General features: G+C 58.9%; 15 protein-coding genes. 1 reads left to right on the top strand and 14 read right to left on the bottom strand.

The genetic code is table 11. From position 1 onward, the window contains the following. Positions 1-10: 10 nt before the first annotated feature. The 9 genes from MSL71_RS17245 to MSL71_RS17205 all read right to left on the bottom strand — a co-directional run bounded on the left by MSL71_RS17245 (position 11) and on the right by MSL71_RS17205 (position 10,460). On the bottom strand, positions 11-1,183 hold the full coding sequence (locus MSL71_RS17245; protein ID WP_180142707.1) for an OmpA family protein: 1,173 nt from the start codon (positions 1,181-1,183) through the stop codon (positions 11-13). A 441-nt stretch (positions 1,184-1,624) separates the two neighbouring features. Then, on the bottom strand, positions 1,625-2,425 hold the full coding sequence (locus tag MSL71_RS17240; protein ID WP_180142705.1) for an alpha/beta fold hydrolase: 801 nt from the start codon (positions 2,423-2,425) through the stop codon (positions 1,625-1,627). Positions 2,426-2,569: 144 nt separating this feature from the next. Next, positions 2,570-3,262: a hypothetical protein gene (locus MSL71_RS17235; protein WP_180142704.1), complete on the bottom strand. Its 693-nt coding sequence runs from the start codon at positions 3,260-3,262 to the stop codon at positions 2,570-2,572. Between the two features lie 11 nt (positions 3,263-3,273). Next, on the bottom strand, positions 3,274-3,600 hold the full coding sequence (locus MSL71_RS17230) for a hypothetical protein (protein ID WP_180142702.1): 327 nt from the start codon (positions 3,598-3,600) through the stop codon (positions 3,274-3,276). Positions 3,601-3,642: 42 nt separating this feature from the next. Beyond that, positions 3,643-4,251 carry an RNA polymerase sigma factor gene (locus MSL71_RS17225; RefSeq protein WP_180142700.1) on the bottom strand — a complete coding sequence of 203 codons (609 nt, stop codon included), beginning with the start codon at positions 4,249-4,251 and terminating at the stop codon, positions 3,643-3,645. A 471-nt stretch (positions 4,252-4,722) separates the two neighbouring features. Continuing rightward, a complete protein-coding gene (locus MSL71_RS17220) occupies positions 4,723-5,838 on the bottom strand; it encodes a hypothetical protein (RefSeq protein ID WP_180142698.1) in 1,116 nt (371 codons plus the stop codon). A 10-nt stretch (positions 5,839-5,848) separates the two neighbouring features. Beyond that, positions 5,849-7,216: a TIGR01777 family oxidoreductase gene (locus MSL71_RS17215; RefSeq protein ID WP_180142696.1), complete on the bottom strand. Its 1,368-nt coding sequence runs from the start codon at positions 7,214-7,216 to the stop codon at positions 5,849-5,851. A 295-nt stretch (positions 7,217-7,511) separates the two neighbouring features. Then, the gene (locus MSL71_RS17210; RefSeq protein ID WP_180142694.1) at positions 7,512-9,581 is read right to left on the bottom strand and encodes an ATP-binding protein; all 2,070 of its coding nucleotides are present in this window, start codon (positions 9,579-9,581) and stop codon (positions 7,512-7,514) included. A 78-nt stretch (positions 9,582-9,659) separates the two neighbouring features. Continuing rightward, positions 9,660-10,460: a transglutaminase-like domain-containing protein gene (locus tag MSL71_RS17205; RefSeq protein WP_180142692.1), complete on the bottom strand. Its 801-nt coding sequence runs from the start codon at positions 10,458-10,460 to the stop codon at positions 9,660-9,662. 753 nt (positions 10,461-11,213) lie between these two features. Here MSL71_RS17205 and MSL71_RS17200 point away from each other — a divergent pair. Next, positions 11,214-12,224 carry a serine/threonine protein kinase gene (locus MSL71_RS17200; protein ID WP_180142690.1) on the top strand — a complete coding sequence of 337 codons (1,011 nt, stop codon included), beginning with the start codon at positions 11,214-11,216 and terminating at the stop codon, positions 12,222-12,224. Between the two features lie 19 nt (positions 12,225-12,243). On the opposite strand, the gene MSL71_RS17195 is transcribed toward MSL71_RS17200, so the two are convergent. From MSL71_RS17195 to MSL71_RS17175, 5 genes are all read right to left on the bottom strand, one after another. Further along, entirely contained in the window at positions 12,244-13,671 is a 1,428-nt protein-coding gene (locus tag MSL71_RS17195) for an NADH-quinone oxidoreductase subunit N (protein WP_180142688.1), read from the bottom strand. A 210-nt stretch (positions 13,672-13,881) separates the two neighbouring features. After that, entirely contained in the window at positions 13,882-15,456 is a 1,575-nt protein-coding gene (locus MSL71_RS17190; RefSeq protein WP_180142686.1) for a complex I subunit 4 family protein, read from the bottom strand. Between the two features lie 353 nt (positions 15,457-15,809). Next, positions 15,810-17,597, bottom strand: coding sequence for a Na(+)/H(+) antiporter subunit D (locus tag MSL71_RS17185; protein WP_180142684.1), 1,788 nt, complete (start codon positions 17,595-17,597; stop codon positions 15,810-15,812). After that, positions 17,584-17,832 (bottom strand): hypothetical protein, encoded by a 249-nt coding sequence (locus tag MSL71_RS17180; protein WP_180142682.1) that lies wholly within the window; start codon positions 17,830-17,832, stop codon positions 17,584-17,586. The genes MSL71_RS17185 and MSL71_RS17180 overlap by 14 nt, the downstream gene beginning before the upstream one ends. Next, positions 17,832-19,358, bottom strand: a complete 1,527-nt coding sequence (locus tag MSL71_RS17175) for a monovalent cation/H+ antiporter subunit D family protein (protein ID WP_180142680.1) — start codon at positions 19,356-19,358, stop codon at positions 17,832-17,834. Before MSL71_RS17175 ends, MSL71_RS17180 begins: the two co-directional genes overlap by 1 nt. Positions 19,359-19,602 lie beyond the last annotated feature (244 nt).

Below are 19,602 nucleotides of genomic sequence, written 5' to 3'. Positions count from 1 at the left end.
AACCGATGGATCACTGCAGGGGCCTGAGTTCCACCCGACGGTTCTGCTTGCGACCTTCCTCGGTCTCATTGTCCGCCACGGGATTTTCCTCTCCAAAGCCCTGATACTCCAGGCGCCCTTCGGCAACACCTTTGCTTACAAAATACTCCTGTACGGCCTTGGCCCGCCCTTCGGAAATGCGCTGGTTGGCCGAATCACTCCCCTGGCTGTCGGTGTAGCCTTCGATGGAAACCCGCACATCGGGGTTGGTCATCAGAATCTCCACCACCTCGTTGAGCAGGGGAAGGAAATCAGACTTGATGCGGGTCTCGCCCGTATCAAAGGTCAACCCCTGGATCACCCAGCACCCACGGCTGTCCACCACGGCCCCCTGGGGTGTGTCCGGACAACGGTCCATGCTGTCTTCAACCCCGTCACCGTCCGCATCGGCTATCACGGGGCAGCCCAGCTCATCCACGGGCTGGCCTGCGGGGGTGTTCGGGCACACATCCATGTCGTCGGGGACCCCGTCCCCATCGGAATCCAGCACCACAGGACAGCCCAGCTCATCCACGACCTGACCGGCGGGGGTATTGGGGCAGGCGTCCACATCATCGGGAACCCCGTCGCCGTCGCTGTCCATCACGGCCATGGGCTCCTCTTCTGCGGCGGCCTCACGCTTGCCGAAACGCCAGCTGATCCCAAGCTGCCAGGCAAGGTTGTTGTAAAAGTCATCAAAGGGCATGACGTGGCGAAGCTCGGCCCTCAAATCCAGATTGTCCATGATGGCGTATTTGAGGCCCGCTCCGTACTCGGCCATGAAATCGGTCTCGGAGTCCCCCACATCCGGATCCAGGCGCAAGGCACCCGCCCCGATAAGCACAAAGGGCCTCAAGGCCTCTTCGGGCATGAAGTGGTAAAGGGCGTCCAGGGAATAGCGCTGACCGTCCACGTCCACATCGAACTTTTTCGTCTCCGTGGAGATCCAGGTAAATCCGCCTTCCAGCGTGCACCGCTGGTTTATGGCATACCCCAGGGCAAGCCCCATGGTATACCCGTCATCCAGATTCTGGTTCCCCTCGAAAATGTGCCCTCCCACCATGGGGGAGAGGTCAAAACGATAGTCCGATCCTTCGGCACTCGGCTGCCCTGCCCAGACCATCACCACGGCAACCAGAGCCAGGGCTTTCATGCATCGTTTCATACTGCCTCCTTTGTCCTTTGTATCGTGGATTGCCTTGCGAAGCCGTTTCAACGAAAAAACATGCCTTGCCGACCAAACCTCAGGAACCTGAGACCAGTATGCGCGAGATGACGTGTCGATGTACGCCGGGGACGTAGAAAAATGCAGTTCAAAAAAAGGTGCTGTAAGGAAGAATTCCTGACGCCGAATCCTAATGGCCGGTGCCAAGGACATTGAAAAAAAGCTGAGATGTTACGATATATATCCGGGCAAGGCGGGTAACTGCCCCTTTGATACGGCGGAAAAGGGACCGCGGCTTAAAGCAGCCCCCTTTCCCCGGTTAATGGAGGAAGTATACACCAACGGCACGCCGATATTCAATCAGCAATCCCTTAAATTCATTAAAAAAACCATTTCACAGCAGAACACACTGCCCCATCCTGGCCCTGGGCGGGGGAAAGATCAGTTGAGACAGGTGTGTCGCCTGACGTGGGCCGCGATAATAGGGTTCACCTTGGGGCCGTGGGTCAGGGGCGCCATGTGGCCGGCATCCACGAGGTGATAGTCCACATGGGGAATCACCCCGGACAGGGCGCGGGAGATTTCATAGGAAAGATCCGGGCTCCGGCGCCCTGCCATGAGGCAGGTGGGGGCCGAAAGCTTTCCGTAGCGCCCCATGCGGAGTCCTTTGTGCGCGGAGGCAAAATAGTCCAGGGGCATCTTTTTGACGCACCCTGCCAGCGCCTCCTGGACCTCCGGGGGCAACAGGTCGAACAGCCCCTCCCCACTGAAGAAGTCCACGAACATGGAAGCCCCCGTCTTGAGATTTCCCCGGTTGATCTCCTCGATGACCGATCCCATGAGGGTTTTCTGCTTTTCGTAGAGGGCGTCGTCTATTTCACGAACCACGTGGTTGGCCATGGGCTCATACAGGGAAATGCTGCGAATGCGCTCGGGCATCTCCAGGGCCAGGTGCATGGCCACGGCCCCGCCGTAGGAGTGCCCCACCAGGTGAAACGGGGTGTCGCCGGGAACATCATGGGCAAGGGCCCGGCGAATAAGGGTCAGCTCATCATCCAGGGTAAAGCCCCCCGCCTGTTCATCGGAAACGGCCGGGGCATCCCCATACCCCCAGAGATCCACCGCCACCACCCGATGGGTCTGCTTCAACTCTTCCATCAGGGTAACCCACTGCACCTTCGAACTCATGGAGCTATGGAGCAGCACCACAGCCTCCCCTTCACCTTCGGACAACCAGCCCATGCCTATCCCCCTTGATTTGCCGTAATAAATAAAAAACCCTGATGCCTCATTCGGTCATCAGGGTTCATGTTAAAGGCCTTGCACGGCATGTCAAGGATGTTGGGCCCGCGCCCGCTGTCAAGCCGTGAAACATTGCCGGAGGCGTCACCGATCCCGTTTGAAAGCTAGGCCCCGATGGCTGAGGGGACCCGTTCGGTACAACCAGTAAGCCTCCAGCTGCTCGGGGGTAAGAACATCCTGAATCGGTCGGGGCATCTCGTCACCGCCCTCGGCGGCCCGCTCCATCCGAAGGGAATCAAAGCCATCTGAGGTCAGCATCACCCGAGCCACGACCTTCTGGGCTTTCACTCGACGGGCCACCAGGGGTTTCAGGGCCTCCTGCTGGTCCGGGGTCAGGGAGAGGACCGCCGTCAACTCTTCCATCACCTCTTCGACGCTCTTGTCTGCCCAGGGCAGGCGCCAGCTGGTGCGAAACATGTTGAAACGCTTTGCCTTCCGGCCCTCAGCGAGAAGCAGCTGATACTGGGAGGGCGTCAACAGCTCCACAATCCGGGAGTACCGTCGCCGGATAATCGCGTTGACTTCGGCCATGGAGCGGTCGTGAAGCTCCACCAGTTCTCCCCGCAGCCCGGTAAGAATGGGGTCAATGGCCCGGCCCTGATCCGGGGTCAGGTCGATGCGGCCCACCATGCGCGCAATGATCATGGCCGCAGGGGGGCCTCCGTGGACAAACCGACGCACCTTATGATGCGTCACCTGGCGAGCCGTAAAAAAACCGGCCAGGGCCCCCAGTGAAAAAATCAACCCCACCCCCACCATGAGCTTTACTCGTTTCATGACAACCTCGATCAAAACATGTAAGCGATCAGGTGCTCGACATACACCGACGTGTCTATCAGCGCCAGGTTCAACAAGTCTTCACTCCCATGGGACAAAAGCGCCAGTATCACGGCGAGTCCGCCCGCCGCAAGGGAGGTCAGGGGAACAAGCCGCCAGACGGCCTCGGAAAAGCCCTCCTCCTGCGGTCTTTTCGGGTGAACCCGGAGACGGGTCACGTCTCTCATCACCCCGGCCTGGAAGGCCTCCGTCTCCTGCCGGCTCTGCCACAGCCCCGACGAGGCCTGTCGGTCTTTCAAGGCCCGCATCAGACGGATATCCCACTGTTTTTCTCTCATCACACGTATCTCCTCCCGGTCCACTCACCGGGCCGACGCCCTTCAGGTGATTTTTTCAAGAACAAGGCGCAGTTTCCTGCGGCTTCGAAAGGCGTTGATTTTCACATTGGCCATGCTCATGTTCAGAAAAAGCGCCACCTCACGGGTCGAGTACCCCTCCAGGTAATAAAGCTCCATGATCATGCGCTCCCGGGCGGACAAGGCGCCGAGGGCAAAGGAAAGCACCTCTTCAGCGGTCTTCCGGGTTTCATCGGCGTGGAAGCGGCGGTGGGAATCGGCGGACAGCACAGCATCCATCCACTCCGCCGAAGGCAGGTCCCCCCCGGGCACAAGGGAGCTCACCGGCGTCTCTTTGCAGCGCATCTCCCTTCGCCAGAAATCATAGCAGGTGCGCACGGCCACCGTGGTCAGCCATGCCCGGAACGACCGCCCCAGGGTAAAGGAGCCAAGGGACCCGTAGGCCCTGACAAAGACGTCATGGGCCACCTCCTCGGCCTGGTCAAAGGGCACATGCCTGCCGACAACACGCCCCACATGCGAGGTATACTTCACCAGCAATGCCTCGTAGGCATTGGCATCCCCCGCCAGCACGCGTCTCACCACCTCGTCGTCGCATGTGTCAGGCATCTCGTCTTTCGGATAATTCTCCATCGCCCGCTCAACCCAACCCGTTCCGCGCCACAGTCTTTCCGGCCTGGTCCCCCTTGCGGACCCTGTCCGGAATCCCCCCGCCGTTTTCAGAGATATTCTCCTTATGGGTCGTACGGGACAGACAAAGCGTTACAAAAAAACGTCCGTCGTCACCCCAGGCCGGGGGCTTTTACTGTTTTTTCCTCCTCCCATGTAACCTCCGGCCGGTTGCAGGCGACTACAACAACAGAACACCGTGCCGTTCGGTTAAACAGACCGTCATGGGCATCTCACCTTGCGGCAACGGCAATGGCGGCAGGACGCCAACCCGTGACCAGGCGTTGCCTTACTTCCCCCCAGAAAAGAGGCGCCATCACCTGGTCACCCCCCGCAAGCCCCTGCCGACACAAGCGCCCCGCCATGCAGTCTGCATGACGGGGCGTTTAAATTTCCATACCGCAGAGCAAACCAGCCAGCCAGCCCTTCAGGCTGTCAGGCGATCACAGGCTCGATGTCGTCTTCTTCGATCAGCTTCCCGCTGAAAAACATCAGGTAGAGAAACACGCCGTAGCCCGCCGTGGCAGCCACCGCCATGGCGGGGATGGCATCCCCCAGGGGAACGGCCACGGCCACGAGGAGCCAGTGGCCTGCGATGAGCTGTTTCGAGTTGAGGCGAATGGGAAAGTCAAAGCGCCGGTAGATCACCGCCAGCCCGCTCAGGTTCCACCCGTAAAGGGCGGCCACCGCGTGCAGCCGAAGCAGGAGATCCCCCCAGCGAAGGTAGCCGTCGGACATGATCTCAAGGAGAATGTACGCAATGCCGGTGATGGCCGTGTACAAAAGAAACAGCATGCCCGACACGAGAAAGCTCTTCTGCTGCAACCCCTTCACGTAGGTAACAAACAGCACAAAGATGAGGATGACCGTGAAAAAAAGCACCAGGGTCACGGCCACCTGGGGCCACAGGGACCCTGCCACGATGAAAAGAAAAAAAACGATCACGCCCAGGTTCACCGCCCAGAATGCAAACTGGCTGGCCGCGTTCATGAAGGGTTTTTTCAGATCCGGTATCAGGGAAAACATGACGCTCATGGTAATCAGGGACACCGGAAAGGAGAACCCCAGGAAAAAGGTGTCGATGCTCAGGGTCTCCAGGGTAAAAAGATGAAGCCAGGCATCGTTTAAAATCACCATCACCGAGGTGAGGAGCCCAAGGACAAGGCAGAGCAGGGAGGCATGGGCAAACCGGTCGGACGTGCTGTACCCCCGTAAGAAAAACTCCTTGGGAAAAAACGAGTAGGCCTTGCAGCGCACGCTCTCGGCGATGATTGCCAGGCCCAGGCCGCAGACGGCAGCCGGGACAAAGAGCTCCAGCCAGGCAAAAACAGCAAAGACCACGGAGAAAACCAGAAAAAAACGCACCCGCACCGACATCCCTTTTTTGTTTTCGATATAGTACAGGATGGAGGTCCCGCCTGAGGTGAGATTGAACAAAAAGATATGGAGGCGCTCAAAGTTGTGGGTACCCGGCACCAGGTGGTGCAGGTAGCCGAACCCCAGAGCAGCCACCATGATGATCATAAACAGCAGTCGGTATCGTTTCCTCACGGCATATCTCCTAAAGCACTTCGGAAAGAGCGTCGGCAAGGGTGGGATGAACAAACCCGTACCCGCTCTGTTCTAGAACGCCGGGCAGGGCTTTAACGCCTTCCAGCAACACCTCCCGCCCCATCTCCCCAAAGGCACCGGTAATAACCGCCGCAGGAAGGGTGGTGAAGGAGCAACGGTTCACACTCGATGCAAGAATCCGGGCAAAGTCCCGGTTGGTAACGGGATAAGGCGCGGTAAGGTTCACCGGACCTTCCAGGGCCGGGGTCCGCAAAATATGGCCCACGGCCCCCAGGACATCTTCCATGGAGACCCAGCTCATGTACTGCTTACCGCTGCCGAAGGTCCCCCCCAGCCCGGCCTTGAACACCGGAAGCAGCCGCGCCAGCGCTCCGCCTGCAGGGGTCAGCACCACCCCGATGCGCAGGGTGACCAGCCGACCGCCCGGACGGGTCCAGTTGGCGGCGGCAGCCTCTTCCCACCGCCTGCACACCTCCGACACAAAGGACCCGCCGCAGGAAGCGGCCTCGGTCACCGCCTCGTCACACCGGTCCCCGTAAAACCCCACGGCCGACGCCGACAGGAAAACCCTCGGGCCGTCTTTGTGCCGGGAGGCGGCCCGGGCCAGAAGGGCGGTGCCATCTAAACGGCTCTTCATGATCCGCTCACGCTTTGCCGGGGTCCACCGGGCGTTGCCGATGTTTTCTCCGGCCAGGTGAATCAGGACATCACAGCCCTTGAATTTTTCGTGCTCCACAGTCCCTGCCACCGGGTCCCAGGCGATCTCATGGTCCCCAGGGGCCTTTCCCCTCACCAGGGGTTTCACCCGATGGCCCTGGCTTCTCAACCACGGCACCAGGGCCGAGCCGATGATCCCGCAGGCACCGGAAACGGCAATGGTAAGACGAGGCTCACCCGCAGCGGCAAGGCGCGAGGCAATGTCCCGCGCGGTGACGGCATGGCGATAACGAAACATCCGCTCCAGCTCTTTGTCCGCAAAGGACCCGGCCACGGCGTGGGATAGGGGCGCAAGGGGAAGGCGGTATTCAATGGTATCGGTGAGAAGGCAGCCCCCGTCGTCTTCGTCAAACCGGTGGGCATGCTCAAAGGACGCAAAGGGCCCCCTGACCATGGTGTCGGTGAACCCCCGGTCCCGGGAACAGGCGGTATGAACGGAGTGCCAGTGAATGGGCAGGGGCCCGAGTTTCAGGGTCAGGGAGGTGGTGGCACCCTCTTCCAGCCCCCCGCGCCGCCTCAGGTCCCGGTAAGCCACCCAGGGCGGGGTCAGGCGCTGGACAACCCCGTCGCCCCCGTGCCAGTCAAAAACGTCACGGGCTGAACAGTGCAGTCGAAGCTGCCGTATAAATCGTCGATGCATCCAGGCCCCCATGGGGTTGATGTGTCGGTCTGAAAGCGATGAAAAAGGCGCGAAGGGCCGGAGCCTTGTTATGCAACACAGGGCCCGGTCGTGGGACGGGTAGGCTTGAATCGTTCCGTTATCCCGGGTTCTTCGTGCCTTGTAACCATACCAGAGGCATAGTACAGGACCGGGGACACACGCAACACAAAACCCCCTTGGACCGCATGGGCCTGGAAGAAAAACAAACGGACCGTTGCGTGCCACAAGCCACTTGCAACGGCCCGTTATCGGGCAATCCGGTCAGACGGAGGCCTTAGTCCGCGCGGGACCCTTCCGGCGGCCGGGCAGCACTTCCGGCCGCAAGACCCGAGCCCCCCTCCTTCTCCTCTTCACGCTCCAGGGGCACCTCAACAACGATCTCACACCCCTTCTCCGGGGACGAATAGATACGAAAGGTTCCCTTCATGAGACGGGCCCGCTCCTCCATGTTCCGAAGCCCCATGTGTCGCCCGCAGGACGCCCCTCCCTCCAGGGCCTGGGGCATGAACCCGCTGCCGTTGTCGCGAATGCGAAGGATCAGGTTGGGGTGAGAAAAGACCAGGCGGATGAAGACCTTGTCGGCGTAGGCATGCTTGTAGATATTGGTCAGGGATTCCTGAATGATGCGGAAGAAGTTGATTTTCGTGTCGTACTCAAGAAGGGCCTCGCGGACCCCTGCCACCCGGAAATCCACCTCCACCCCGTATTTGTCCGAGTAATCCGCGGCGTACACCTTGATGGTATGCACCAGGCCGAACTGAGCCAAAGACGGCGGCTGCAGATCGTAGGCGATATTGCGGACCGAATCGATGGAGCCCTTCAACACCGACACAAAGGCCTGGAGGTCCCCCGGTGGCACCGCCTCTTTCCGGGACGCCATCTCCTGCATCATCCGCGCCGTAATCATCAGGGAGCCCAGATCCTGGGCCACATGGTCGTGGAGATCAAAGGCGATGCGTCGCCGCTCATCTTCCAGGCCCTTTTGCACCTGCTTGCGATAGCGCCGCTCCCGTTCAGCCAGCTCCCGCCGCTTGCCCACGTTGTCGATGCTGAGCCCCACCTGGGTGGCCACCCCGATGAGCAGGCTCAGGTCTCCCTGGGTCAGGGCCCGCTTGCCGTGGAGGTTTGCCGCCACCAACACCCCGGAGATCCGCCCTTCCATGGCAACAGGCACCACCAGAAGGCTCTCCAGGGACTGGACATCGGGAAAGTCTGGGCCGAACAAGGTGGTCTCGGAAAACCCCTTCACCCCGTTGACCACAATGTTCTCTTTGTTCCAGAGCACCCGGGTCATGGACTCGGTCCGGCAGATGATCCCCCCCTGCTCCTTGAAATGATCCACCTGGGCCGGGGTGTATCCCACCTGGGATGCCAGCTTCAGCCGCTTGCCGTCATAAAAAAAGAAGGCGATGCGGTCGTAATCGAGGTGCCGGGCCATGACATTGATCACCCCCTGGGCTCCGACCTCCTGGGAGTCGGTCATGGCCGCTTCCTGGCTGATGCTCTTGATCAACAGCGAGTGCCGGTTGCGGATGTTGTCGTCTTCTGCCAGGTCCCCGGCATAATTTCCCTGGGCCTGGATGATATTGAGCAGCTCCTCTTCCCGCTTGTGATGAGCCACCCCCCCAAGCCCCGCGATCGCGAGAAAAAGAGAACAGCTGAGCAGCAGGACAAGGGGTGACGGAAACAGCACCGCCATCCCGATGCCCAGGGGCGCACCCACCACAAAGGCACGATTTCGCATCCGACGCCACACCACAGAAGGCGCCGCGCTCCAGGTCACCTCAAACCGGCAGGCCTCGCCCCCTTTATGGATGCACTCCGTGTGCTTCACATGGGCAAAGGCATTGGTAAAAAGAAGCCCGACAGCCTCCAGGATACCCACGCACACATCGCACTGATAGGGTTTGATGGCGGTCCCGGGCGCCGGGCGACAAGTCATCTCCGCCGACTCTTTTCCCGTGAGGTGGGCCGTGGCATGAACGCCGCGGCTCACCTTGCAGTAATTGCGCTCAATGGTGGAAAAAAAGGCGGACGGAGAGACCATGCCCAGAATGAACTGCCGGACCACCCACATCTCCTTGGAGCGGATGATATACCGACCGGCTTCCCTGGCGAACTCCGGGCTGCCGCACATATCCATAAGAGAAAAGTAATACTTGTCGCACTGATCCTGGGTAAACCAGTGGCCCGGGTCGTCGATCTCGTACTTGCGAATTCCGGCGGCTTGATACACCGGTTCCAGGCTCAACAGTGCATACTTCTCACGGGCGTAGTTATCACAGAACTTAAGCAGACGGCTGTTGTACAACGCCCCGGAGGATGCATTCTTTTTTTTACACACATGCAATGCGCCTGTCATCATCTCTCCAGTGTCCACCCTGAGCCCTTGGCATCACCTTCACCGAGACCCCTGGCGTGTTTATGAAATATCCGGGAGCATCTGCGGCTCCCGGTTCATCCGGCGAATAAATAGGACGCATCTCAAATACTGCCAGAAAAGATAGAGATGAAACTTCTTCCGGAACAGGTACTTCACAAAAAGCGGCTGCAATTCGTCGCAGCTGGAGACCGGTGTCCTGTTGGCACGCAAAAACCGGACGTAGGTGCTGCCCATGAGGGCCCGGACACCCTTGCCGTTCTTCCTGGCTTTGAGCATCTGGTCGTCAATGGACGGTACCGGGCAGGAAACGTTGAGGATATCGTTGGGGTCTAAGTGCAGCATGGCGTGGTTCTTGCCGTCCCAGTCCACCAGCTTGGCCGTGGGGTTGAAATGCCCGGTGGCCCGGCAAAAATCGTAATCATCTGAAGGATCCACCTGAACCCAGCGCCCCTCAAGAAAAACCGCGGCATAGACGTGCACGGACTCTGCGCTCATGAACTGCTGGAACAACGGAAGCATCACCGGACCGAAGTAACTCTTCCCCTTGACCCGAAGCACACCGTACCCGGCAGGAAGCCCGGCGGCACGACACATGGCCACAAACAGGTTCGCTGCGTTGGTGCAGGTCCCTTCACGCTCGTACAGGGTTTCGGAAGCCCGCTTGTGCCAGTCTCCCACGCGATAGAGAATTTTATCGCGCACCCAGTAAAAAATCGCCACGGCTTTTTCCGTGTCGTTTGTGATGGTCGCTGTCACGGCTCGTGCCTGCCGGATCACATCGGGATGATCGTAATCGCAAAACCGGGTCGTCTTGAGATACTCTGCCTGAGGATGAGTCATGTCCGCCTCCGCTTTGGTTTTTGGAATAACGTTGTCAAATCAGACTTAACGACATCAAATAGCTATAGGTATTACGAACCAGGGCTATCGCCTGGTGATAATGCATGGCGGCATGGGCCCATGACTGAATCCGGGGACCTTGGCGGTCTGCGGCCCATGTAAGGTAGATCTCAAAGTATTGTTATGCGTTCAGAAATGCCGTTTGTGCTTTCAAAGTCCCAGGGTCCATGACGGTAGGGTTCACCCTTGTCGAACAGGCATGGGGACTTGGAAAAAAGGGAATACCGGCAGGATTGCGAAGAAAGCAATACAAGGAAAGAAAATCGCACGGGGACACGAAAGCAAGCCAGTGCATCAATGTCAGATGCCTGCTGACAGGTTAACAACCCGTTGTTGCGGGGCATCGTCTCGGTGATTGATGCCCTTCGCCATGACGATGTCATGGTTCCCAAGCCCCAGGCCATTGTCACGCTATTCCGACATGGAGATGTATTGCGGGATCATTACTATGCAAGGTGTTGACTACTCGACAGGCCGGCACACCCGATCTTATGGACAAACACTATAGCACAAAGCAATCATAAATGGGCATATTTTTACTCACAAAACAAAGTATTTATTCTCTCGCGACACCCAAAGAGTATTTCCAGACACATCATATATCGCGGTATCGCAATGGGCGAAAGGCCATCAATCGCCGACGGGCGGGCCCCGCTGTTTTCTCCGGGGGCAATATCTGCTATACGTACGCCTATGAAAGATGACACATCATATCCAGAAGACGGCTTTTCATCCCTGACCCCGGACGTCCTGCTTGGCGCCGTGGAACAGGCCGTGGGCGAGCGCCTCACCGGGCTCACCTCCCCCTTGCCGAGCTACATCAACCGGGTCTATGAACTGTTGGCGTTTTCTGGCAAGCGCTATGTGGTGAAATTTTACCGCCCCGGGCGCTGGAAAAAAGAGGCCATCGAAGATGAGCATCGCTTCATGATGGACTGCGTGGCAAACGAGATTCCTGTGGTCCCCCCCCTTGCCCTTTCCGACGGGTGCACCCTGGGCGAGGTGAACGGCATCCTCTTTGCCGTCTTTGACAAGCGCTCCGGCAGGGAGATGGAACTCAACACCGACGAAGACTGGCGCAGGGTCGGCACCCTCCTGGGCAGGGTCCACATGACGGGCTCAGCCGGTTCAAGCCCCCACCGGGTCCACCTTCACCCGGAAAAATCCCTGAAAGACGACATCGACTGGCTCCTCTCCGGCCAGGACATCCCGCCCCACATGACCCCGGAGGTCAGAAAGGTTCTGGAATCGGTCCACGACGAAGCACGCCGGGCCTTTGATGCGGTCCCGGATGCGGACATCATTCGCCTCCACGGGGACTGCCACCTCAAAAACTTCCTGTCCAGAGACCACGAGGGCCTGCTCATCATCGACTTCGACGACATGGCCACGGGCCCGGCCGTCCAGGACATCTGGCTGCTCCTGCCCGACCGGGTGGCAAGCTGCCGCCGGGAGTTCAACCTCCTGCTCGAAGGCTACGAGCAGTTCCGGGAATTCGACGACCGCACCCTGCGCCTTGTGGAGCCCCTGCGCGCCATGCGCATGATCTACTTTCTGGCCTGGTGCAGTCGCCAGAGGCAGGACTACCGCTTTAAGACCCTCTTTCCCGACTGGGGCTCAGAAAACTTCTGGCGCGCCGAAATGAACGACCTCACCCGGCAACTGGACCACATGGGCGAATCAGCCCCTTCGGGTAACATGTAAAGGGCGCACAACAAACCGTCTATCGCACCATCAGGGTTCCCACCGCCATTTCCGCCACCTCCATGAAAAACTGGGGAAAAATTCCCACCAGGAGGATGGCGGCCATGAGGCCGATGCCGAGAAGGGAAGCGGGCTTGCCCACAGGCAGGGTTTCGCCCGGGTCCTCTGCTGGGGAGTAGGCAGCGCGAACCAGCTTCAGATAGTAAAAAGCGGAAATCCCGGCGTTGATCACGGTGATGATCACCAGAGCGTAAAGGGATTTTTGAATGGCGGCGGTAAAGATGAACAGCTTGCCGAAAAAACCCACCGTGGGCGGAATCCCGGCCATGCCAAAGGCCCCCACGGCCAGGACCAGAGCCAGCATGGGAGAACGTCGGTACAACCCGGTCAGGGAGTCCATGGTCACGTTTTCCCCCTCCTGCCCCACATGGTACACCACGTAAAAACAGGCCAGGTTCATCATCATGTACCCGGCGATGTAGTAGACTGCCGTGGCAAATCCCAGAAGGTTCACGCAGAGCAGCGCCACCATCACGTACCCGGCGTGGGCAATGCTGGAGTAAGCCAGAAGACGCTTCACGTCCTCCTGCACCAGGGCCGACAGGTTGCCCAGAACCATGGAAAAAACCGCAAAAGAGGCCAGTATCCAGTTAAAGTCCCCAAGCTCGGTCCCGGCGGCAAGGGAGATGAATCGGATAAGAAGGGCCACGGCCCCTGCCTTGGGAATGGTGGCCACGAACCCGGCGGTCTCGTTGGCCGCCCCCTGGTAGACATCCGGCGCCCAGAAATGCATGGGAAACAAGGCCAGCTTGAAGAAAAACCCGGCCAGCATCATCACCAGCCCCACAATGAGCATGGGGCTTGCCCCAAGCAGGCCCGGGACCACGGCCCCCAGCTCGGCAAGGTACGTGGTGTGGGCGATGCCGAAAACATAGCTCATGCCGAACAGAGAAATGCCGCTGGCAATGGCCCCGAACAGCACGTACTTGATCCCCGCCTCCATCTGCTCCCGATGCCTGGCCCCTGCCTTTCGAAAAGGAATGATCACATACAGGGCAAAGGAAGAGACCTCCAGGCTGATGAAGATGGTGATGAGCTCCACGGCGCTGGAGAGAAACACCAGCCCTGCCGCGCTCACCGTCACAAAAAGAAAGTACTCGGGCCGCAGCCTCTCCTCAATGCCCTTGAGCCCCTCCCCCATGACCAGCACCACAAACAGCCCCATGGTAATGACAATCTTGAAGAGCTGGGAAAAAGCGTCCACCTGATACGCCCCGAAAAACAGGTCCCCCTCCTGGCCCCAGGACGCCACCGCGCACACAACCACCGTGGCCCCCATCACAAGGGACGCCCCGTACACACGCGTCACATTCCAGGAGGCAAGGCTCGCGAAAAAAAGCACCAGCGCCATGGCCATCAACGCACACTCAGGCAGAAAAATCAGCATGTTCATCCCATCCCCAATTCAGCTTATGCCTCCGGCGGCCCTGCCGGGGGCCAAACTTTTGAAAAGTTTGACAAACAGGTTTTAAGAACGATTTCGGCTCACTCGAATGTCATCGTCTACCAATCGGTTTAGCCTGACGCGTAACCGGAAAGTTTTTGCGGAGCTTTTTTCAAAAAGCGACCCGCCGGAGGCAGGCTTTTTTCGTTAAGCCTACGGCTGTGCCCCGTCCATGCAACGCCCCGGTTCCAGTGAAGAGTGCAAGGTGCCATGGGGGAGCTCACGTGCCTCCTCCACCTGCTGGAGCAGATGGGCGAGGCTGGGCTCCATGACACGGATCAGGGGCTTGGGGTTCAGGCCGATCCAGAAGACAAAGACCAGCAAAAAGCCCAGGGTCACGATTTCTCGCAGGTTCAGATCCCAGAGTGTGTGGCCCTTGCCGTCATCAGCGTGGGCGTGCCCGTCGGAGTCGGCCCAGACCATGGCCTGCACAAGGCGCAGCATGTAGGCCGCGGCCAGGATGGCCCCTAAGATGGCGATGAGCCCCACGGTGGTGCTCACCTTAAAGGCCGAGACAAGCACGAGAAACTCCCCCACAAAGCTGTTGGTCCCCGGAAACCCGAAGGAGGCCAGGGAGAAGACGACCAGGTAGGAGACATAGGCGGGCATCAGCATGCCCAGGGCCTTGTTGTCCTCGATCTCCCGGCTGTGGGTACGCTCGTAGATAATCCCCACCAGGATAAAGAGAGCGCCGGTGACAATGCCGTGGTTGATCATCTGGAGCATGGCCCCCTGGAGCCCCCCTGTGGTCAACAGAAAAATCCCCAGGGTCACAAACCCCATGTGCCCCACACTGGAATAGGCGATCAGCTTTTTCACGTCGCTCTGGCCCAGGGCCAGATACCCCCCGGCCACGATGGAGACCAGGGAAAGCCCGATGAGCCAGGGCACAAAATAGAGGGTGGCCGCAGGCGCCATGGGCAGGCAGAACCGCAAAAAACCGTAGCCCCCCATCTTCAGCAGGATGCTGGCAAGGATAACGGAGCCGGCCACCGGGGCCTCCACGTGGGCCGCCGGAAGCCAGGTGTGCAGGGGAAACATGGGGATCTTGATGGCAAAGGCCAGGGTAAAGGCCAGAAAGAGCCACACCTGAAAGCCAAAGGGAAAGCCCACGTCCATCAAAGCCGGAATGAAAAAGGTCCCGCACCGGATGTAGAGCACCGCAATGGAGACCAGCAGAAACACACTGCCCAAAAGGGTGTAGAGAAAAAACTTGATGGAAGCGTAGTCCCGACGCTCCCCGCCCCAGACAGCGATGAGCAGGTACATGGGAACCAGCATCGCCTCCCAGAAGATAAAAAAGAGGACCAGGTTCAGGCTCACAAAGACCCCGATCATGGAAGCCTCCATGAGAAGCAGCACACAGATGAACTCCTTGTGGCGCTCCGTAATGTACGTCCAGGAACAGAGAACGCATAAAGGCATGATAAGGCTCGTCAACAGCACCAGAAGCACACTGATGCCGTCCACCCCCACCACGTAACTCAGATCAAGGAAGGGAAACCAATGGGCCACCTCGGCAAACTGGTACAGGGCCGTGTCATGCTGAAAGGCCGTGTACAAAGGCAACGAAAGCACCGCCGTGGTCGTGGTCACCACAAGCCCCCACCCCTTCAGCACCTTCTCCCCCTGAAGAAAAAAGGTCACCAGCCCCCCCACGAGCGGCAACAACACAAGGATCGATAAAACAGGATAGCCCAACGTGTTTGCAATCAGATAGGTGTCCATACGTCCCCAATGTCAGTTAAACGAGAAGAAAACGCTTTGTATGCTCAAAGTAGCCTGAAAAAACCTACCTTCTATGGGTAAAAAGCATGCCTCCGGCGGCGAGGTGAGCCACCTCGAAAGCATATTGCCCTTGCGGTTTGTCCCTCGTTCCTCGGGCCAAATCGCAAGGGCCTTCGGCTCGGGCTTCGCCCGACACAAACGCTGATGGTTTTTACGGACTGTTTCACAAACTCTGAATTACCCACGGGCAAAGCCCGTCAGCGAATGTGACGGGGTGAGGAACGAACCCCGGAACATTCGCGAACCTGGGGTCCAGGGGATTTATCCCCTGGCCGCCGGAGGCCCCCCTGCGGTTAGACAAAGAAGACGACAGCAGCCAGGATCACGAAGATAGCGGCCACGGCGCTGCCGATGTACTGCTGGACCTGACCGGTCTGGACCTGCCGGAGTTTGTTGCCGCCTTCCACCACCTGCCGTGCGGACCCGTCGATGGTAAAATCGATCCCCTCTTTGTCGAACCAGGTAAAGGCCCTGGCCAGGGCCATGGAAAGGGGGGTACCGATGGTGCGGTAGACGTTGTCCATCCATTCGTTAAAGGCGTGGATGGGTTTTGACGCCACCCACATAAACACGCGGGCCCCTTTTCGATAGAACCAGTCGAGGTCCAGGCTCATGTGGTCTTCGGGAGTCAGTTTCTTCACCATGAGGTAGAAACCTAAGCCTGTGAAACTTAAAATCTGAAACGTCTCGGAAAGATGATAGGCGCTGTAGGGATGGTAGCCCACGCCAAAGGGGAGCATCTGGTAGAGCCAGCTTGTGCCGGGCCCGAAGCCAAGGAAGAAGCAGAAAAAGGCGGCGATGAGCATGGCCAGGTTCATGTTCCAGGGGGCCTCGCGCCCTTCCACACCGGAGTCTTTGCCGAACCAGATATAGTAGGGCAACTTGATGCCCACGGACAGGAAGGTCCCCACCGAGGCCAGGGTGAGCATCACCAGCAGCACGGGGCGGTGGGCCTCCCCGGCCCCTGCGATGATCATGGATTTACTCACGAATCCGCTGGTCAACGGAAAACCCGAGATGGAGATGCCGCCGATGACGGTAAAAACCATGGCCCAGGGCATGTGTTTCCACATGCCCCCCAACTCGCTCAGCTTGGACTTTCCGGTCATCTCCAGGACGGCCCCCACGCCCATGAAGAGGAGGGCCTTGTAGAGGATGTGGGCGTAGGCGTGGGCGCAGGCGCCGTTGATGCTCATGGCGGTCCCGATGCCGATGCCGCACACCATGTAGCCCACCTGGCTGACGATGTGATACGCGAGGATCCGCCTGGCGTCGTTTTCGATAACGGCGTAGGCAACACCGTAGAGGGTCATGATGGCCCCCAGGATGGCCAGGGCCTCGAACCCGGGAAAGGCCCGGGCCAGGACATAAACGGCGGTCTTGGTGGTAAAGGCGCACATAAAGACGGCCCCTGCCACGGTGGCTTCTGGGTAGGCATCGGGGAGCCAGGCGTGGATGGGGGGCACGGCGGCGTTCAGCATAAAGCCGATCATGATGAGGTAGTCGGCCAGAGTGGCCCCGTCCCGGGCGATCTGCTCAAAGGCCAGCCCTTCGAGGCCCACGTTCTGGTAGCGCAGGAAGATACCCGCCAGAAGCACCAGCCCCCCTGCGGTGTGCACCAGCAGATAACGGAACCCTGCCTCAACGGATTTTTTCTTTTTGCGGTACCAGACGAGAAAGGTGGAGGCAAAAGCCATGAGCTCCCAAAAGGCAAACAGGGTAAAATAATCCCCGCAGAGGGTCACCCCGAGGGAGCCGGCCACGTAGAGAAAGGCGGCCGTATGATGGCCGCTCTCTTTGACGTGGAGGCTGTAAAAGCCCCCGATAAGGGCCATGAGGGTAAAGACATTCAAAAAGACAAAGGTCAGCTTGTCCACCCGGCCGAAGACAAGGTCAAATCCCATCCAGGTCACCGTGCCGAAGCTCTCCGGAAGCTGGTAGATCAACACGATGGAAAGGGCTGGCACTCCCACCAGCGCCAGCTTCATGAGCACGGGGTGGATCCGCTTTAACAGGGGCATGGCCACCGCTGCCAGGAAAAACCAGGTGGTGGGGTGCATGAACAGCTCATGACTTGTCATAGTAGTCCTCATCCTGCATCAGCCAAAGGTGATAGATCCCCTTGCAGACAAACGCCATGGCAAGGCAGCCCAACAGCCCGAAGGCCGACCAGAACCCGATGACGGTGTCCCCGAAAAAATGGGGGTCATGCCGGGAGACCGTGACGTCAAACAGCACGGTAAAGCCCAGCCAGAGGAAAAAGAGCCAGGTAAGAAGCCCGGACCGGTTTCGTAAAAAGCCTATGAATCTGACCATCACAACCCCGCTGTCGCCTGAGTCAGCCCGGTGAAAAAGCCCACATCAAGCACCGAGATGAGTTTGAAAAAAAGATCCGGATAGAGCCCGAACAGCACCGAAAAAATAGCGGTGACCGTCAAGGGCACCACCATGAAACGGGCCAGGGGCGTCTTCTCCAGGCTTCCTGTCTTGCCCTGGTCTTCGGGCAGGGGCACGCCGTAAAAGGCCTTGATCACCACCGGAACAAAATATCCCGCATTAAGAAGGCTGCTCACCAGAAGCACGGTGAGCAAAATCCCGTTGTGGATCTCCATGGTGCCCAGGGCAAGGTACCACTTGCTCACAAACCCGCTCACCGGCGGCACCCCGATCATGGAAAGGGAAGCCAGGGCAAAGGCCCCCATGGTCCAGGGCATGCGGTACCCCAGCCCGCCCATCTCCCGGATATCGCTCTTGCCCGAGACCACGAAGATGGCCCCGGCGCAGAAGAAGAGCGTGATCTTGGAAAAGGCGTGGTTGGTGATGTGTACGATGCCTCCGGTGACTCCCGTGGGTGTCAGAAGGGCCACTCCCAACAGGATGTAGGAGAGCTGGCTCACCGTGGAGTAGGCAAGGCGGGCCTTGAGGTTGGTTTTCGTCAGGGCGATGACCGAAGCACACAGGATGGTAAAGCTGACGAAGTAAGCGGTGAAAAGCCCCAGGCCCGTGCTGTGGAGAAGGTTTACCCCGTAAACCGAAAGCATGACCCGGGCCGTGGAAAAGACCCCGACCTTGACCACCACCACCGCGTGGAGCAGGGCCGACACCGGGGTGGGAGCCACCATGGCCGAGGGCAGCCAGTTGTGAAAGGGCATGACCCCGGACTTGGCAAACCCGAAGAGAAAAAGAAGGAAACTCGATACCACCAGAACCTTCCCGGTGCCCGCCGGAAAAATCCCGTCCATGATGCCGGAGCCGAAATCCAGGGTCCCTGCCGTAAGGTAGACCAGGGCCATGCCCGTCAGCAGAAAAGCCTTGGAAGTGAAAAAGAGGTAGATAAGGTACTTCCTCCCCCCTTCGTAGCCTTCTGCGTCCTGATGATGCATCACCAGGGGGTAGGTGACCACCGAGACGATCTCGTAAAAAAGGTAGAGGGTAAACAGGTTCCCTGCAAAGGCAGCACCCATGGCCGCCCCCACCGCCGCCGCATAGCAGACGTAAAACCGGGTCTGGGCGTGTTCCTCAAGGCCCCGCATGTACCCCACGCAGTAAAAGGCCGCCAGGATCCAGAGAAACGAGGAAGTGCCCGCAAAGATGAGCCCCAGGCCGTCGAGCTTCAAGGTCACCCCCACCCCGGGCAGAATCTCCGCATAGGTATAGGAGAGGACCTCCCCTGCCAGTACCCTGGGCGCCAGGTTCACCACCGAGGCAAAGGTCAGCACCGCCCCCACCACAGACCACGCCTCGCGGAGGTTGGGCCGCCTGCCCGAGATCATCACCAGAAAAGCCGCCACCATGGGAATGACAGCGGTGAGTATCAACATGCCGGGAGTCGTCTCAATCATCTCTATCAGCCTTGTGAGGGTCACTGTTTGGGTTAGAAAAAGCGTAACTATTCAGATCAAAAAAGCCTCCGGCGGCAAGGTGGGGGCACCTTGAAACCCTGAGGCGAATGCATGGAGGTAGCCATTCTACCTGCGTTATCGGGGCATTCGCGTGATGTGTGACACTTGGCAACCGTCTTTGCAGAGAAGCCCATTTCATTCTTCTAAAAACACGCTGAAGAATTTTTGGGATTCTCTTGCCTTT

The organism is Desulfoluna butyratoxydans (assembly GCF_900699765.1).
GTDB classification, from domain to species: domain Bacteria; phylum Desulfobacterota; class Desulfobacteria; order Desulfobacterales; family Desulfolunaceae; genus Desulfoluna; species Desulfoluna butyratoxydans.
Note: the sequence above shows the minus strand (reverse complement) of the source record. Positions and strands in the feature narration are given on the sequence as shown.

What these genes read in the sequence shown, in the direction of transcription:
- MSL71_RS17245 (WP_180142707.1), bottom strand. Translation starts at nt 1,183, where the DNA reads ATGAAACGATGCATGAAAGCCCTGGCTCTGGTTGCCGTGGTGATGGTC.
- MSL71_RS17240 (WP_180142705.1), bottom strand. Translation starts at nt 2,425, where the DNA reads ATGGGCTGGTTGTCCGAAGGTGAAGGGGAGGCTGTGGTGCTGCTCCAT.
- MSL71_RS17235 (WP_180142704.1), bottom strand. Translation starts at nt 3,262, where the DNA reads ATGAAACGAGTAAAGCTCATGGTGGGGGTGGGGTTGATTTTTTCACTG.
- MSL71_RS17230 (WP_180142702.1), bottom strand. Translation starts at nt 3,600, where the DNA reads ATGAGAGAAAAACAGTGGGATATCCGTCTGATGCGGGCCTTGAAAGAC.
- MSL71_RS17225 (WP_180142700.1), bottom strand. Translation starts at nt 4,251, where the DNA reads ATGGAGAATTATCCGAAAGACGAGATGCCTGACACATGCGACGACGAG.
- MSL71_RS17215 (WP_180142696.1), bottom strand. Translation starts at nt 7,216, where the DNA reads ATGCATCGACGATTTATACGGCAGCTTCGACTGCACTGTTCAGCCCGT.
- MSL71_RS17205 (WP_180142692.1), bottom strand. Translation starts at nt 10,460, where the DNA reads ATGACTCATCCTCAGGCAGAGTATCTCAAGACGACCCGGTTTTGCGAT.
- MSL71_RS17200 (WP_180142690.1), top strand. Translation starts at nt 11,214, where the DNA reads ATGAAAGATGACACATCATATCCAGAAGACGGCTTTTCATCCCTGACC.
- MSL71_RS17195 (WP_180142688.1), bottom strand. Translation starts at nt 13,671, where the DNA reads ATGCTGATTTTTCTGCCTGAGTGTGCGTTGATGGCCATGGCGCTGGTG.
- MSL71_RS17190 (WP_180142686.1), bottom strand. Translation starts at nt 15,456, where the DNA reads ATGGACACCTATCTGATTGCAAACACGTTGGGCTATCCTGTTTTATCG.
- MSL71_RS17185 (WP_180142684.1), bottom strand. Translation starts at nt 17,597, where the DNA reads ATGACAAGTCATGAGCTGTTCATGCACCCCACCACCTGGTTTTTCCTG.
- MSL71_RS17180 (WP_180142682.1), bottom strand. Translation starts at nt 17,832, where the DNA reads ATGGTCAGATTCATAGGCTTTTTACGAAACCGGTCCGGGCTTCTTACC.
- MSL71_RS17175 (WP_180142680.1), bottom strand. Translation starts at nt 19,358, where the DNA reads ATGATTGAGACGACTCCCGGCATGTTGATACTCACCGCTGTCATTCCC.